Raw genomic sequence first — 15,247 nt, 5'->3', positions numbered from 1 at the left:
TTGCTGTTAGTCGCCCGCTGTTCGTTCGAGTGTATCGATCCCCGCGATGCCACGCACTCCCATCGTCGATAGCTCTCGCTTTAAGGTCCGTTCGTCTTCGACGTTCTGTGAGAGCTCCATCGCCTGCGCAAAGTTTTTCACGAGTCCGCAGTTCGGTCCCTCCGGCGTTTCGGACGGACAGATACGTCCCCACTGGGTTGCGTGGAGATCCCGCGCCTCGAAATGGGGTTGGCTGCGAGACAGCGGACTCCGGAGCCGACGGAGGTGGGAAAGCACACCCATGTAGTCGGTCCGATCGACGAGTTGGGAGACGCCCGACCGACCGCCGACCCAGTTTCCGGTCGCGATCGGATGTTCGAGCCGCTCAGTCAGCACGTCCGATCGGACGACGGTGCTCACCGACAACTGCCGGTTTCGCATGTTGGCCCGTTCGAGCTGGTATTTCACGTCTCGGGCGAGCTTGTTCAACGCCGTTCGGAAGAGATCCCGCATCAGATCACCGGACACCTTTAGCCGCTTGTTGGCGTAGTGGTCTTTGTCGTCTTCTTCTCGACGGCCCAACGCGAGCTCGAAACACGCCTCGGCCATTCGGCAGAGATAAAACGCCTTGTTCAACCGAACTTCCTCCTCCGGGACCCCGTCCTCGTGGAGATGTGGCAGCAGATATCGGTCGATAACGTAGTTGGCTCGCTTGAGCTGGTAGTTTTTCCCTTGACCCTGAGCGACGCGTTGCCCGAGGGTTTCGATCGCTTCGGTCGTGGATTGGACCTCCGCCGCTTCTAAGTTCTCCAGCATGAACTTCACGACCTCTGGATCGTCGCTCACGCGGTGAACGATCTCCTCGTCCGACTCCAGCCCGAGCGCCCGAACGAGCGTCACGAAGTTGATACTGCCCGAAACGGACGGGAACGATACTTCGAGCAATCCCTCGCGGTTGCGCTCACACAACACGAGCGCGCGATACCCCCGGCGCTGGGAGAACGTCTTTGCGACCTGTATCGTCTCTCCGTATTTCGTATCCTCTTCTGCGAGGATCTTGTTCGGAGCGAGGTCTTCGGAGGTCATCAACACTCGCTCGGAACCGTTGACGATGAAATAACCGCCCGGATCTGCCGGGTCTTCCCCGATTTCGATGAGTTCTTCCTCTGAAAATCCTGTGATATTACATTTCTCCGAGCCGACCATGACGGGCATTCGGCCGACTTTCGTCTCGGCCTGGTCGACGATATGCTCTTCTTCGTCGGCCCCGCCACGGACGATGGTCATCTCCATGAATACCGGAGCTGCGTACGTGATGTTCCGAAGGCGGGCTTCCTGTGGATACTGAAGCTCCTCGCTTCCATCGGCTTCGCGCACACGCGGGGTAGTCACGCGGACGTTGCCCAGCTCCACCCATACCGGCTCTTGTCCTTCTTTATCACCGATGTCGGTGTCGATGGTTTCCTTTTCGTCGACTACCTCCTGCATTCCTCGGTTGAGGAACGCGTTGAACGATCTGAAGTGGTGCGCTGCAAGACGATCTCGTGAGAAATATTCCCGGGAAATGGCGCGTCTGCTTTCTCTGTTCATTCTATTACGAGTCGGTATATCACGGCCCTTTCTGCGGTTCGTGAATCACGAACGATACGAATCACGTCTCCAGCCTCGGCATCGATATCAGCGAGTGCTGGGTCGCGTCTCTTTATCTTTGGAAGGTCTGTTCGGTCAATGTTGTACTCGTCAAGCACTCCTTCAAGCGTCTCTTCGTCAACGAGTGAGTGCTCTGGGACGAGCTCGTGTTCGGTTGCGTCTACCATGTGTGTCTCTGGCCAGTGAGGGAGAAGGCTATCTCGAGATACTACAGATTGATACCGGGGCGACCGGCATAAGAGTTACTACCGACGGCTAGCAGCACGCTCGCCCGTGAATCCATGTTCGATATCCCACATCCAGCCAGCTACTTTAGAAAGGCTTAAATGAAAGACCGCAATACCAATGAATGCAGCGTGCCCGGGTGGTGTAGTGGCCCATCATACGACCCTGTCACGGTCGTGACGCGGGTTCAAATCCCGCCTCGGGCGCTTTTTCCCGTACCTTCGATTCATGAGGACTGCTGTTCACGATTGTACCGCTTGGTTTCCATCACCACTCCAGCAGCGTCTCACACACCCACCATATTTATTCAATATTTTAACAAAAAGTAATAATATCGTGGGGCATGTAGTAGACTCTGTACCGACTGAGACGACCATCTCGTCTCCACCCACCCAAAACCGCTGTTTAGGGGGTTCCAAACCGCCTTCGTACTGCGGTTAAACGATCCCTTGCAACAGTTGCAACAGTCAAAACTGTAGGTAAATGGTCATAAACGACCGCTTGCTTTTTTACCCCTGTTCGATGCAGGGGTAGACGGATGAAGCCATCACGTCGAAAGTTCCTGGCAGTTACAGGTAGCGCTGCGGTTACGAGCGTTGCTGGTGTCGGCTCTGCGAGTGCCGCTACTCCGATCAGTAACGTTCCAGTACCGGACAACACCTCGCAGATGTATCCCGTGATGGGAACGGATGCGGAGAATCCGACCGCGACGGTGTACGGAAACTTCAAATGCCCGTTCACGCAGGACTTCGTGAACAACGTTCTCCCTGACCTCGTCGATAAATACGTCATGAAGGGAAAACTGAACATCTGTTTCCGTACGATTTCCTTCGAGCCTTACGGGCGCGGTAAGACCCACGGCACGCAGTCCAACGCGTTCATCTCCGACAGCGACCCCAAGATCAGTGCGACCCATCTGGGCGTGTGGGAAGAAGATCCCGAGTCGTACTGGAAGTACTTCGAGTCGATGTTTGCGGGCTCGCTCGTCAGCGGGACCGTCACTCCGGAGAAGCTCAAACCCGTCATGGACAAAACGGGCGTCGATAATCCCGAGGAAATCGTCGCGCGAGTGAACAAAGGGAAATACGACAGTCTGGTGAAAGACTCCCACGAGTCCGCGCTCGACCTGAAGATAGAGCATACCCCGACGTTCGAGATCGCCGACTCGACGTTCGTCGGCCCGAAACCGGAAGATCTCAGCGATCTCGTGAGCTTTATCAAAGCCAACCTCTCGAAGGCAGACACTCTCCTGCCAAAGGAAGACTCCAATGATGTGAGCTCCGGAGAGAGTAGCGGTTCTGCAAGCGGCAACGCCACGAACACGATCACGTTCGACGGCAGCTCCGCGAAGGGCTGGGCGAAGTACGAAATCACCGTCTCGGGTGAGTTCAAGCAAGACCGGTCGATGGATTCCTCGATCGAGGATTCGGATGTCATCGACGGCTCGACCGCAAGCGGTGGTGTCGGACCGTGGAAGGACACCTTCGCCTACACCGGTGAGATCACCGATCTCACGCTCACACAGCCGATCGACGTCCTTCGAAACGACGAACCAGTCGATCTCGAAAAACTCGGCGCGAACATCAAGTCAGAGACGGAAAAGCTCAACGTCAAATCCGCCACCGACTCCGAGGAGACGACGCAGGTCAAAAACGCCATCTCCGGCGCGTGTAGCCGTCAGTAAAGCAACTGGCTCTGACTATCGTACCCTTTCGAGATCAGAGTTCAAACCTCGAGTTCGCTGTGTGGGTGTTGTACCCGCTCAGACGATTTTAATCAATATTTATCAATAACATTATTAGTATCTACTTCTTATTATATCTATGTCATGGCATGCAGCTGACGCGATCGACGAAGCAGTCGAGAAGACCCGCTCGTTTCTCTTTCCATTCAGCGTTGGGCGATGGTTCCGGCTTCTCATCATCGTCTTTTTGCTCGAAGGTGCCCCGGCGCGATCCGGGTCGACCGACTTTTCGTTATCCTCTTCAGCAAACGTTACTCCCGAACTGTTGATCGGTGGTGCGGTCTTCATGCTCGTGTTGTTCGTCTTCTTCGGTCTGATCGGTTCGGTCATGAGATTCGTTCTTCTCGAGTCCCTCCGAACCGATTCGATTCATCTCAGACAGTATTTCCGTCAGCAGTTTTGGAACGGCGTGCGGCTGTTTCTGTTCGAGACCGGAGTGATTCTCGTCGTGTTCCTCTTGTCTGTGTCCTTCGGTCTGGTGTTCGGTCCAGATCTGCTGGGCGAGGCGACGTCGATGGCGCTTGTGTTCCTGGGAATAGCGGTGATCGTGTTCTCAATAGGGGTACTGTTGGATTTCACGAGTAGCTTCGTCGCGCCAGTAATGCTACTTGAAGACCGGGGTGTCATCGACGGCTGGCAACAGTTTTGGCCGACGCTCAAAACCGAATGGAAGCAGTACGTGTTGTACGTCCTGTTGAATGGCCTTTTGACCATCATGGCTTCCATCATCGGCGCGGTAGCGATCATGGCTGTCGGATTACTGATCGTCGTCGGAATCGTGGTGATAGCGGCTCTCGGCTTCGTCGTTTCCGATACGATCGGGTTGATCCTGCTCATGGTGGTCGGGCTGTTGGGAGTGTTGCTCATACTAGGAAGCTTGTGTGCCCTTTTGATCCTGATCGGGATCTATTTCCGGTACTATTCGTTGCTGGTCCTGGGGAAGACGAACGTCGAGTTCGATCTCCTATCGGCGGCCGACGATCCGGCATCTGATGGAACTACCGTGATCGAGTAATCACATCCCCATGTCGGCCGCGCGTTCGGGTATCGGCAGCTCGTCCGTTCGAACGCCGAGTCGCTCGGCAGCGTGATCGAGCGCCATATCGAACCCGTAGTATCGTTGTAGCTCTTCGCCTGTCGGTGATGTTCGGACTGATACCATCGCGTAGCCATCGGTGTTCTGTGCGATCGTAGCCGTCTCGCCGGCGTGTTCGAACGAAAGCACGCGCTCGCCTTCGGTCTCATAGTAACGAGCCGTGATGTCGCCTGTCTCTACTTCGTCCATAACGTCGGTTCGACCGGAACCCTGTCGTAGCTGTCGGTCGTCTCTCGTCCCCAACAGCCGATCGGTGCGTAGCGGAGTATCATGTCCGCTTCCGCCGTGCTTGGCGCAGCTACATCGTCTACCGATCGCATCTTGGATCGAGAGGCCCAACACGATGACTCCAAACGTGGTTATCACTGATGACGCGGACTGGATGGAACGTTACACGGAGAGACGTTTGCCGCCGGGACGCAGTCAATGCCCTATCACTACCACACTGCGAACGATGGGTGTCCCTCTACGTGCTCGACGGAACGGGAACGCTCAGGAGCACGTCGGGCGAAACGGAGCTTTCAGAAGGTGATTACGTGGCGTTTTCCGTCGGCGAGGACGCACACCGGTTCACCAGAACAGAACGCCGTTCCGGGCGGACGCGGAGGTCGACTATTGGGACGGTGAAACGTAGCTGTCTGTTTGTACTCACTCCAGAAGCTGCCGGGCGATCGTGTTCCGGAGGATTTCGCTCGTTCCCTCGTAGATTTCGTTGAGTTTTGCGTCCCGATAGAACCGCTCGGCAGGGAAATCCTTCGTGTAGCCGTAGCCGCCGTGGATCTGGATGCCCTCGTTTGCGACCTCTCGGGACACTTCACTTGCGTACAGCTTTGCCTGTGCGGCCTCCTTGATGAACGACTCCCCCCTGATCTTCCGGTCTGCGGCCTTGTGCATCAGCATACGGGCCGCGCTCACTTTCGTGTCCATATCAGCGAGCTTGTGCTGGATGGATTGGAATTCGGAAATCGGCTGGTCGAACTGTTCGCGCTGCTCGGCATATTCTAAGGCGGCGTCCAAGGCGGCCTGTGCGATACCGACCCCTCGCGCGGCGATCGTGATCCGTCCGCCGTTGAGGGTTTTCAGCGCTTGGACGAACCCATCGCCTTCCGCACCGATCCGTCGGTCGGCGGGTATCCGGAGATCGGAAAACCGGAGTTCGGCGGTCGGACAGCCCTTGTCTCCGAGTTTGTGCTCGGTGCCTTCCACGTAGAAGCCGTCGTCTTCCTCCGGGCGGACGACGAACGACGAGATGCCGTCGGTGCCGGCGTCGGGATCGGTTTTGGCGAACAGCGTGACAGTGTCCGCGACCGACCCGTTCGAGATCCACAGCTTCCCCCCCTCAATGATGTATTCGTCGCCGTCTTTCGTTGCGGTCGTTTCCATGGCGGGGACGTCGCTACCGGCTCCCGCTTCCGACAGGGCGAATGCTCCGACATCGGTGCCCTCTGCGAGTGGCGTCAGATACGTCTCCTTTTGGTGTTCGTCACCGAACGCGTACAGCATGTTTCCCGCGAGCGAGGTGTGGGCGGCGACGACGGTTCCGAGTCCGCCGCTCCCGCGGCTAATCTCGGACAGCCCGATGGCGTACGAATGGTAGTCCAGTCCCGCGCCGCCGTACTCCTCGGGAAACGGCATTCCCATCAAGCCAAGCTCGCCCATCTCTTCGATCAGTTCGGATGGGAACTCGTCGGTCGCGTCGATCTCGTCCGCAACGGGTTTTATCTCCTCGTCGACGAACTCCGACACCATCTCTTTGATCTGCTTTTGCTCAGCCGTGAGGCTAAAGTCCATGAACGATCGTGAGTCCCACCGGCTCTTGATTGTTAGCATCCGCTGTCAGATGTACCATTGCGCTGTCTCACTCGGCCTGTGACTCGATCTGGCGTCTGTTGTGCACGAACCGTTGGATGAGAACGCCCAGAGCCGGGATAGTGAAACCGAGCACAAACCCCAGATAGTAGCTGTAAAATCGGACGTTTGTCGTGGGAAATCGCGTGAGAAGCACCACCCCTGGAACCACACTTATTGCCACGATCGCTACGATCCAGAAAATCGCTCGGCCGTACGTGCCGAGTCGGGACCACACGGAAGCGAGCCATCGCCACCGTCCGGAATACACACCGATATCAGGAGCAAACCGAACTAATAGGACACTCCCGGTCGTCAGAGTCCCCCCAACGATGTAGTTCCACGCCACGGAATTAGCTTCCACGAGGGTGTGACTGTATACGAATACGTTCATCACCCCTGTACTACCTGTGAGAAGAAGATTGGTTGTCGATACGCCCGGAAATAGCAGATCAGACTCGTTTCCCATGGGAAATTATTATAATAGAATCATATAACAGCAGGAGCTATTACGTATGTGTATCGTATTTTCTATTCAATATGTCCCATGAATGGGTTGGACTGGTTTCAACTGTCCGTTACTCGTACTCGTAGAACCCAACCCCGGTTTTCTTTCCAAGATCTCCGGCGTGGACCTTCCGCTTGAGTAGGTAGGCGGGTTTGTACCGGTCACCGAGTTCCTCATGGAGCGTCTCGGTCGCGTCGAGACAGATGTCTAGTCCAATGTGGTCGGCGAGTTCGAGCGGTCCCATCGGGACGTTCGTGCCGAGTTTCATGCCACGATCGATGTCTTCCATGGTGGCGACGCCCTCGTCGTAGGCGCGGATACCCTCGTTGATCCACGGCATCAAAATCCGATTGGAGACGAAGCCGGGTTTGTCGTCCGATCTCCACGTCTTTTTACCCAGTTCCTCTGCGAACCCGTCGGCGAGGTCGACGGTGTCTGATGCGGTTTTCTCCCCAACGACGATCTCGACGCCGTCCATCACGGGAACGGGGTTCATGAAGTGGAGTCCGACGACGCGCTCAGGCCGGTCGGTCGCGCTGGCGATGGTCGTGACCGACAGCGTACTCGTGTTCGTCGCCAACACTACGTCCTCATCCAGTGCCTCATCCAGCTCTGCGAAGATCTCTCGCTTGATTTCCATCGACTCTACGGCGGCCTCGATGGTGAGATCACAGTCCGACAACTCCGAAAGCGCCGTGGTTCCGGAGATCCGTTCACGGGCAGCCGTCGCCTCCGACTCCGTGAGCGTCCCGCTGTCCACGAGCCGTGAGAGGCTTTCCTCGATGGACCCGAACCCCGCATCGACGCGGTCCCGGTCGATGTCGCGCATCACCACGTTGTAGCCAGCCATCCCTGCTACTTGGGCGATACCGCTACCCATCGTCCCCGTCCCGACGACGGCGACGCGCTCGATCGCATCTAACTCGCGCATACTACCGGTGGATGGGGGCTGACCCTAAAGCTGCCGAGGTTCGATGACTTTCCTTGTATCACTTGAAATACTGAATTTCGAGACGAGTTAATATTTTGAAAATCGCAGGCCGGTACACTGATTACTCCGCTCTGCAAGATTCCATCTATGATCCCAATCACCGAATCGCCGCTCACACGGGATGGTAACGTACTCATTTTAGCGTACGATCACGGGCTTGAGCACGGTCCAACCGATTTCACGGACGTACCCGAAAGCGCCGATCCATCTCGGACGTTCGAGGCGGCCACCCATCCGGCGGTCACGTCGATCGCCGTACAGAAGGGGATCGCCGAGGCGTACTATCCGTCGTATTCGGACGACGTGGACCTGCTCATGAAACTCAACGGCACGTCCAACCTCTGGATGGGTGAACCCGACAGCGCCGTCAACTGTTCCGTCGAGTACGCCCGCGAGGTCGGGGCGAGTTCCGTCGGCTTCACGCTGTACGGCGGCGCAAACCACGAGATCGAGATGGCAGAAGAGTTCCGAGAGATCCAAGAGAACGCTCGGGCCCACGACATGCCGGTGGTGATGTGGTCGTATCCGCGCGGCCAAGGGCTGAAAAACGATACGAAGTCCAGCGTCATCGCATACGCGTCCCGTCTCGCGCTCGAACTCGGTGCCGACGTGGCGAAAGTGAAGTATCCCGGTTCGAAGGAAGGGATGGAGCAGGCAGTCAGAATGGCCGGAAAGACGAACGTCATCATGAGCGGTGGATCCAAACGATCCGATCGAGCGTTCTTGGAAAGCGTCAAAGCCGTCATGGACGCTGGTGGGAAGGGGCTTGCCGTCGGCCGGAACGTCTGGCAGCGGGAGAACCCCGAACGGATCCTCGATTCGCTCGAACGGATCATCTACGAGGGGGCCTCAGTTGACACCGCACTCGAAACATGACCGTTGAGGCGATCTTCGACGTCGTCGCGTCGAGTGCCGACGATATTCGAGGCAGCTTAACCGGACGGCGGACGTACGCAGAGGAGCAAAATCCAAGCGGCGAGCAACAGCTCGCGGCGGACGTGCACGCCGATCAACTGCTCGAAGAGCGACTCCTCGCGCTCGATTCTGTCGGTGCGTACGCCAGCGAAGAACGTGATGAGGTCATCACCGATGGTGACGGATGGTCCGTCGCCGTCGATCCGCTCGATGGCTCCTCGAACGTGAAGTCTAACAACGCCATGGGAACCGTACTCGGCGTGTACGACGCCGAGCTGCCGGCACCCGGTCGATCCCTCATTGCAGCCGCTTACGTGTTGTACGGTCCGCTGACGACGATGATGACCGCTCACGACGGAACCGTTACCGAGTACGTCGTGGAAGACGGTGAACGCCAACCGGTCCGAGAGAACGTTACGTTGCCCAATGATCCGGTGGTGTACGGCTTTGGTGGCCGCGTCCCGGAGTGGCCGGACGATTTCTCGGGTTTCGTCTCATCTGTCGAACAGGAATTGAAACTCAGATACGGCGGTGCGATGATCGCCGACGTCAATCAGATCATGACCTACGGGGGTGTCTTCGCCTATCCAGCGCTCGAATCGCATCCGGACGGAAAACTCCGGCTACTGTTCGAAGGCGCTCCGATCGGGTACATCGTGGAAACGGCAGGCGGCCGCTCTTCGGACGGCGCACGATCGTTACTCGACGTTACATCAAGTTCGCTTCACCAACGCGTCCCTGTCCACGTGGGCAACCCAGAATACATCACCCGATTGGAGGAAGCGCTGCATGATGACTCGTAGAGCCTTCGAACGGCTGAAAGATACATCATAACCATAACAAATACCTTAATAGGGTATGTGTTAATAACGTATGGATCTTGGGACCGCGCCGTCCGCTCCCGTATCCGACGGTGATATCGCGTTCGGCACGTATCGAGGCTCGTGCTCTTCGACGGCTATCGACCTCGACGTTCGGTTTCGGCTCGGTCGCTTCGTTCGACTGCGCCACGAGAAAAAACTCCAGCAGTTTTGGGCCGTCGACGATGCGCTTGCGTTGTACGGCTCGGTCGTCGACGCCGGGCCGATCGGGATGGCTTCGTTGTGGGTGTTCGACCGTGCCGACGGGACGGTGCTCGCCGACAGCACGTCGATACTCCCACCGCTTGTCGTTCGAATCGACGACGATCCCACGGCTGACCCCGTCGCAGTCGCACGATTTCTAGACCATCGCGTAACTCTCGATAATCGTGGTGATACGACCCGGGGATCGGGCCGGATGGAAACGACGAAGTTCACGGTTGGCTACGACACACCGGCAGCCGAGCCGGTAACTGCCGTCCGTCCGGCTACCGATGGTGAGGATTCTTCCCGACACGTCGTGATCTCCCAGCAGTCGGCTTCGCTTCCGGTGACTGGATGGCTCAACGCCGACGGTCATCGCCACCGGTTTTCCGAGAACGCTGTGGGGATGCTCGATTACACCCACGGGCTCGTACCTGCCACGATGACATGGCATGGAGCGATTGCCAGCGGACACGCGGCCGATGGCACGGCCGTGGGGTTTTCCATCGGGACGGACCCGGAGGGTGTGGGTAACGTCGTCTGGATCGACGGGGTGCCTCGGGGTATCGGCCCGACGACCATCGTTCCCGAGGAGTGGCGGATCGAGACCGAAGACGGCTATCTTTCCGTCTCTCTCGATGTCGAGTACCCCCACCGTCGAACCATCTCCTTCGGCCCGATCTCACACCGCATCGTCCAACCGTTCGGTCGATGGCGGGGAACGCTCGGCGATCGGACGATCGAACTCCCCGGCGTCGGTGAACTCCACGAAGCCAACTGGTGACCGAACGGCCGTCCGCCGAATCCGGCAGATAATTCGCAAAGCCCTATTAGGACCGTTTAGGAATATTATGTATGAAGGTGCGGATCGATACGGACGCGAGTGCGGAGGAAGCAAGCGCTACTGCTGCTGCGCTCGCCCGTCACGCCGTCGAGGAGGTCGAAGTGTACATCGGAGACGCAGCCGAGCCGGCCGTCGTTCACGGCGGCGATCAAGTGGGAGACGCGGTTCCAGACGACGATATCGGGCCGACAGAGCGGGAGATCGCGCTCATCGAGGAGATCGCTCGCATCGAACAGGGTGGGCCGGAGAAGTACAAAGAACGACTAGCAGAACAAGGCAAGCTGTTCGTCAGGGACCGGCTAGATCTCTGGTTTGATGACGTGCTGTTCGAAGACGGAAAATTCGCGGAGTTCGACGCTGACGATCGACTCCCGGCAGATGGTCTTCTCACTGGCGGCGCGGAGTTCGAAGGCCGAACGGTCCATTTCATGGCCAACGACTTCACTGTGAAAGCGGGGAGCATGGCCGAGAAAGGTGTCGAGAAGTTCCTCCGAATGCAACAGCGCGCGCTCGACACAGGCCGTCCGGTGTTGTATCTGATGGACTCCTCGGGCGGACGCATCGACCAGCAGACCGGCTTTTTCGCCAACCGGGAAGGGATCGGAAAGTACTACTACAACCACTCGATGCTCTCGGGACGAGTGCCCCAAATCTGTGTGCTGTACGGGCCCTGTATTGCCGGTGCTGCGTATACCCCCGTGTTCGCTGATTTCACAGTCATGGTTCGGGACGTGTCGGCGATGGCGATTGCTAGCCCGCGGATGGTGGAGATGGTCACTGGCGAGACGATCGACATGCAGGATCTCGGCGGTCCAGAAGTTCACACCACCCAATCCGGCAGTGCCGATCTCATCGCCGAAGACGAAGAACACGCCCGAGAGTTGGTCGCCAAACTGATCTCCTATCTCCCGGACAACTGCGAGGCGTCCCCGACGACGGCAGACACCGTCTCTCCGACCATCCCGCCGTCGACCACCGATCGCGTCATTCCCGACCACCCCAACAAGGGGTACGACATGCACGACCTCATCGACCGTGTCGTCGATGGCGATTCGGTTCTCGAACTTCAACCGTCGTTCGGACCGGAGATCATCACCGCGTTCGCGCGCATCGACGGACGACCGGTCGGCATCGTCGCCAATCAGCCAGCCCAGCGCGCCGGTGCCATCTTCCCCGATGCGGCCGAGAAGGCCGCCCGGTTCATCTGGAAGTGCGACGCGTTCGAGATCCCCCTGCTGTATCTGTGTGACACACCTGGCTTCATGGCTGGGTCCGGCGTCGAGAAAGAGGCAATCCTCGAAAAAGGCAAGAAAATGATCTATGCCACCTCTTCAGCGACGGTTCCCAAACAGTGTGTCGTTGTCCGGAAAGCCTACGGTGCGGGGATCTATGCCATGTCTGGACCGGCCTACGGTCCCGAATCCACGATCGGACTGCCGTCCGGTGAGATCGGAATTATGGGTCCGGAAGCAGCCATTAACGCCGTCTACGCCAACAAACTCGACGCGATCGACGACCCCGATGAACGCAAAGAACGCGAACGACAGCTCCGGGAGGAGTACCGCGAGGACATCGACATCCACCGCATGGCCAGCGAGATGGTCATCGACGAGATCGTTCCCCCGAGTAGCCTGCGCGAAGAGCTCGCAAACCGGTTTGCGTTCTACGAGACCGTCGAGAAGGATCTTCCCGATAAGAAACACGGAACCGTGTTGTAGGTTCCGTTCAGCTCGATTCGACCACAGCCCTGAGCGCCCGTACTTCTTCGAGGACAGCGTTCCACTGTTCGATACTTCCTGGAATCCCCGTTTCACCTGATTCAGAGGCGCGCGCATCGATGCGTTCGCGGACGGCTTCCGGGTTGTCGATGTCGTAAAATCGGATCGCGGCCGAAACGCCGGCCGTGTCGACCGACACCGTTCCGTACCCGAAAATCTTCTCTCGATATCCTTGTGAGAACGAGCTGTTTTGAACGCGGCTGTGTCTGATACGGTCGACGCGCTTGCGGAAGACGCCCTGTTTCACGTACAGCGCTCGGTCGGTAATCACGAACACCGTATTCACGACGACTAGATACGACCACGCCGGGAGTGCGATTCCGGGGAGCACGAGTACCCCCAGCCACGGCGTGATCTCCGCAGACAGAAGCGGCGTTGCGATCTCTGGAACGAGGATTGCCGTGATTCCGACCACCATTAGCATCGTTCCGACCACCGTGTCGGGTATGATGAGCACCAGTCGAGGGTGGTCGGTCCAGTGAACCGTTTCCTCGGCGTCGAGTGAAAGCGCAGAGACAGAACTCATAGCGACTCCTCAGTCCCAGTTCCACTGGCCGCCGGTTCCGCTTTCGAGCGGTCGCTTTCCGCGCTTGATGCCTCAGCAGGCTCATCAATACTTTGACGGATCGCTTGTAGCTCCGTGAGAATCTCATCGAGGACCGCCTCGGCGTCCTCCCCGTTCGTTCCGTTCTCTGTCTCCGCGCTGCGCTCGTTGATCTTCGTTTGTACCTCTCGTGGCGATTCGACGTTTCGAAACCGCATCTCGACCCCACCGGTGCCGGCAGTGGCGATTTCGACCGTTCCGTAGCCGAAATACGATCCCATCATCGACTGCTGGTAAGAGGTGTTTTGCACCTTGTCGAATTCGACCCGTTGGACGCTCCGTGAAAAGATACCCCGCTTTTTGTACACGGCTGTGGTCGTGATCACGTAGTTCGTGTTCGTGTGATGTAGATACGACGAAACGACGAGTGGGATTCCGACGATCACCAAACACAACGGGAGCCCGACGCCGATCGACAACAACAAACTGAGCCGGTGTGGAGTGTCCCCCCACAGCAGTTCCTCGTCCTCATCGAGCGTCAGCCACTCGAATTCATCCGCTGATGGCGTGTCCATGTGTTCGATACTCATATCACGGCTGATAACTGTTGGGTGGTGCTATCCGATCGCTCCTCCTAATTTATAACAGTAAACTACAAAGATGAAACGATGGTTGATCCCCGCACTTTGACAGACGATGAACGCGACCGGTTGGAACCCGTGCTTTCGAAAACGAACATCCCGGTGAGGGTCTCAGCCGAGATGGGATCAAGCGAGGTCCTCCGGCTGAATGGCAAAGCGATCGGTTGGTGGCGCGATACGCGTCGGGCCGTGCTCGCTGACCGGAGTTTCGATCGGTTCGATGATGAGCAACTGCACGCGCTCGTTGCTCATCAGATCGGTCACCACCGAGGTCGGCATCCGCTGTTGCTTGGGATGTACAAACTCGTCGTGTTTCTCTCCGCTGGATTGATCGGATGGATCGGATCGGTACTCGCTGATGTCACGTCCACTGGTCCGTAGGCAGTGTATCCGGTCGTTGTCGCTGTGTTCGTGGTGGGATCGATTTCCGGCGGTTCTGTGCTACTTCGACGGTTGGAGTTCGCAGCCGATCGCCGTGGAGCAACGCTGCTCGGCTCGACAGCGCCGTTTCGTGCGCTCTTTGAATCTGCTGTCGTTGATCGTAACCACTCCTCTGGGATTGCGCGGCTGGTAGATTACTGCTATCCGTGGCCGACCGCTCGACACCGTCTCAGAGCGCTGGATTCGGCACAGTCTAACGGTTCAGAAGCATAATTTCCGTATCCCTTCGCGTTAGCGTTGTTTTTTCAACGAAAGTGCGGTCCGATCGAATTCACAGACGAGCGTTTCCGTTTCGCCGTCGATTGTGAACGCTTCGACGTGCATCGTAACGACGCCGCGTTCCCCATCAGAGGTTTCGCGTTTGTCCGTCACCGTCGATTGTGCGCGGAGCGTGTCCCCGTGGAACACCGGATTGGGGTGCTCGACGTTGTCATAGGAGAGGTTGGCGACGATGGTCCCATCCGTGGTGTCGGGGATGGACAGTCCGACGGCCAGCGACATGGTGTACAGCCCGTTGACCAACTGCCGCCCGAACTGGGTGTCGTCGGCGAACTCCTGATCGAGATGCAAGGGCTGTTGATTCATCGTCATATCACAGAATCGTTGGTTGTCGCTTTCGCTGATCGTTCGTCGTTTTTCGTGTTCGATCGTTTCCCCGATCTCGTACTCCTCGTAGTATCGACCGACCATATCCTGAATTCATTGGCGAACGGGCTAAATAGATGGGGATACCGTGCCACGGACACATCCAAACAGTAGCGGTCGCGGAGACGGTAGCGGTGCGGTGGCGGAAGCGGGTAAGACGTAGTACCGCGAGCGTCAGCGAGCGGCCTTTTTTGGTCTTCTCGCGAGCGAAGCGAAGGGGGATCCCGCGAGTCACAGCGCGAACGGAGTGAGCGGCCGTCTCGCCGGGCGAGCGGTGAGCTCTGCTCGCCCGAGCGGAAAAAAGGTGGATGTGCGGAATCACAACGCTGTTAAA

At 57.7% G+C, this 15,247-nt stretch carries 17 protein-coding genes and 1 tRNA gene; 8 read left to right on the top strand and 10 right to left on the bottom strand.

What is annotated here, in order from left to right:
- Positions 1-6 precede the first annotated feature (6 nt).
- Positions 7-1,569, bottom strand: a complete 1,563-nt coding sequence (locus tag MW046_RS06330; protein ID WP_247994712.1) for a DNA-directed RNA polymerase subunit B'' — start codon at positions 1,567-1,569, stop codon at positions 7-9.
- On the bottom strand, positions 1,566-1,796 hold the full coding sequence (locus MW046_RS06325) for a DNA-directed RNA polymerase subunit H (RefSeq protein ID WP_247994711.1): 231 nt from the start codon (positions 1,794-1,796) through the stop codon (positions 1,566-1,568). Before MW046_RS06325 ends, MW046_RS06330 begins: the two co-directional genes overlap by 4 nt.
- A gap of 191 nt (positions 1,797-1,987) precedes the next feature.
- Between MW046_RS06325 and MW046_RS06320 the strand changes: the two genes are divergently transcribed.
- The 3 genes from MW046_RS06320 to MW046_RS06310 all read left to right on the top strand — a co-directional run bounded on the left by MW046_RS06320 (position 1,988) and on the right by MW046_RS06310 (position 4,613).
- Positions 1,988-2,060: transfer RNA gene (locus MW046_RS06320), tRNA-Asp, on the top strand.
- Positions 2,061-2,392: 332 nt separating this feature from the next.
- Complete coding sequence (locus MW046_RS06315; protein WP_247994710.1) at positions 2,393-3,538, top strand: DsbA family protein; 1,146 nt, start codon at positions 2,393-2,395, stop codon at positions 3,536-3,538.
- 139 nt (positions 3,539-3,677) lie between these two features.
- The gene (locus MW046_RS06310; RefSeq protein WP_247994709.1) at positions 3,678-4,613 is read left to right on the top strand and encodes a DUF7544 domain-containing protein; all 936 of its coding nucleotides are present in this window, start codon (positions 3,678-3,680) and stop codon (positions 4,611-4,613) included.
- Here the strand turns inward: MW046_RS06310 and MW046_RS06305 are convergent, their stop codons facing one another.
- The 5 genes from MW046_RS06305 to MW046_RS06285 all read right to left on the bottom strand — a co-directional run bounded on the left by MW046_RS06305 (position 4,614) and on the right by MW046_RS06285 (position 7,981).
- Positions 4,614-4,883: a DUF7111 family protein gene (locus MW046_RS06305; protein ID WP_247994708.1), complete on the bottom strand. Its 270-nt coding sequence runs from the start codon at positions 4,881-4,883 to the stop codon at positions 4,614-4,616.
- Positions 4,871-5,014 (bottom strand): hypothetical protein, encoded by a 144-nt coding sequence (locus tag MW046_RS06300; protein WP_247994707.1) that lies wholly within the window; start codon positions 5,012-5,014, stop codon positions 4,871-4,873. Before MW046_RS06300 ends, MW046_RS06305 begins: the two co-directional genes overlap by 13 nt.
- Positions 5,015-5,342: 328 nt before the next feature.
- Positions 5,343-6,485, bottom strand: a complete 1,143-nt coding sequence (locus MW046_RS06295) for an acyl-CoA dehydrogenase (protein ID WP_247994706.1) — start codon at positions 6,483-6,485, stop codon at positions 5,343-5,345.
- 67 nt (positions 6,486-6,552) lie between these two features.
- Positions 6,553-6,936, bottom strand: a complete 384-nt coding sequence (locus MW046_RS06290; protein WP_247994705.1) for a hypothetical protein — start codon at positions 6,934-6,936, stop codon at positions 6,553-6,555.
- A 184-nt stretch (positions 6,937-7,120) separates the two neighbouring features.
- Positions 7,121-7,981: a 3-hydroxyacyl-CoA dehydrogenase family protein gene (locus MW046_RS06285; protein ID WP_247994704.1), complete on the bottom strand. Its 861-nt coding sequence runs from the start codon at positions 7,979-7,981 to the stop codon at positions 7,121-7,123.
- A 147-nt stretch (positions 7,982-8,128) separates the two neighbouring features.
- Between MW046_RS06285 and MW046_RS06280 the strand changes: the two genes are divergently transcribed.
- From MW046_RS06280 to MW046_RS06265, 4 genes are all read left to right on the top strand, one after another.
- Positions 8,129-8,917, top strand: coding sequence for a class I fructose-bisphosphate aldolase (locus MW046_RS06280; protein WP_247994703.1), 789 nt, complete (start codon positions 8,129-8,131; stop codon positions 8,915-8,917).
- A complete protein-coding gene (locus MW046_RS06275; protein ID WP_247994702.1) occupies positions 8,914-9,759 on the top strand; it encodes a class 1 fructose-bisphosphatase in 846 nt (281 codons plus the stop codon). The genes MW046_RS06280 and MW046_RS06275 overlap by 4 nt, the downstream gene beginning before the upstream one ends.
- 70 nt (positions 9,760-9,829) lie before the next feature.
- The gene (locus tag MW046_RS06270; protein WP_247994701.1) at positions 9,830-10,804 is read left to right on the top strand and encodes a DUF2804 family protein; all 975 of its coding nucleotides are present in this window, start codon (positions 9,830-9,832) and stop codon (positions 10,802-10,804) included.
- Positions 10,805-10,875: 71 nt separating this feature from the next.
- Positions 10,876-12,582 (top strand): acyl-CoA carboxylase subunit beta, encoded by a 1,707-nt coding sequence (locus MW046_RS06265; protein WP_247994700.1) that lies wholly within the window; start codon positions 10,876-10,878, stop codon positions 12,580-12,582.
- A gap of 7 nt (positions 12,583-12,589) precedes the next feature.
- Here MW046_RS06265 and MW046_RS06260 read toward each other — a convergent pair whose 3' ends face one another.
- Together MW046_RS06260 and MW046_RS06255 are read right to left on the bottom strand one after the other, a co-directional pair.
- A complete protein-coding gene (locus MW046_RS06260; RefSeq protein ID WP_247994699.1) occupies positions 12,590-13,168 on the bottom strand; it encodes a PH domain-containing protein in 579 nt (192 codons plus the stop codon).
- A complete protein-coding gene (locus MW046_RS06255) occupies positions 13,165-13,761 on the bottom strand; it encodes a PH domain-containing protein (RefSeq protein WP_247994698.1) in 597 nt (198 codons plus the stop codon). Before MW046_RS06255 ends, MW046_RS06260 begins: the two co-directional genes overlap by 4 nt.
- 93 nt (positions 13,762-13,854) lie before the next feature.
- On the opposite strand from MW046_RS06255, the gene MW046_RS06250 reads away from it, so the two are divergent.
- Positions 13,855-14,208, top strand: a complete 354-nt coding sequence (locus tag MW046_RS06250) for a M48 family metalloprotease (protein WP_247994697.1) — start codon at positions 13,855-13,857, stop codon at positions 14,206-14,208.
- A gap of 291 nt (positions 14,209-14,499) precedes the next feature.
- Here the strand turns inward: MW046_RS06250 and MW046_RS06245 are convergent, their stop codons facing one another.
- Complete coding sequence (locus MW046_RS06245; protein ID WP_247994696.1) at positions 14,500-14,958, bottom strand: MaoC family dehydratase; 459 nt, start codon at positions 14,956-14,958, stop codon at positions 14,500-14,502.
- Positions 14,959-15,247 lie beyond the last annotated feature (289 nt).

The sequence above is a fragment of the Halocatena salina genome, assembly GCF_023115355.1.
GTDB classification, from domain to species: domain Archaea; phylum Halobacteriota; class Halobacteria; order Halobacteriales; family Haloarculaceae; genus Halocatena; species Halocatena salina.
The sequence above is the reverse complement of the archived record's forward strand: the minus strand, read 5'-3'. Positions and strand labels throughout refer to the sequence as shown.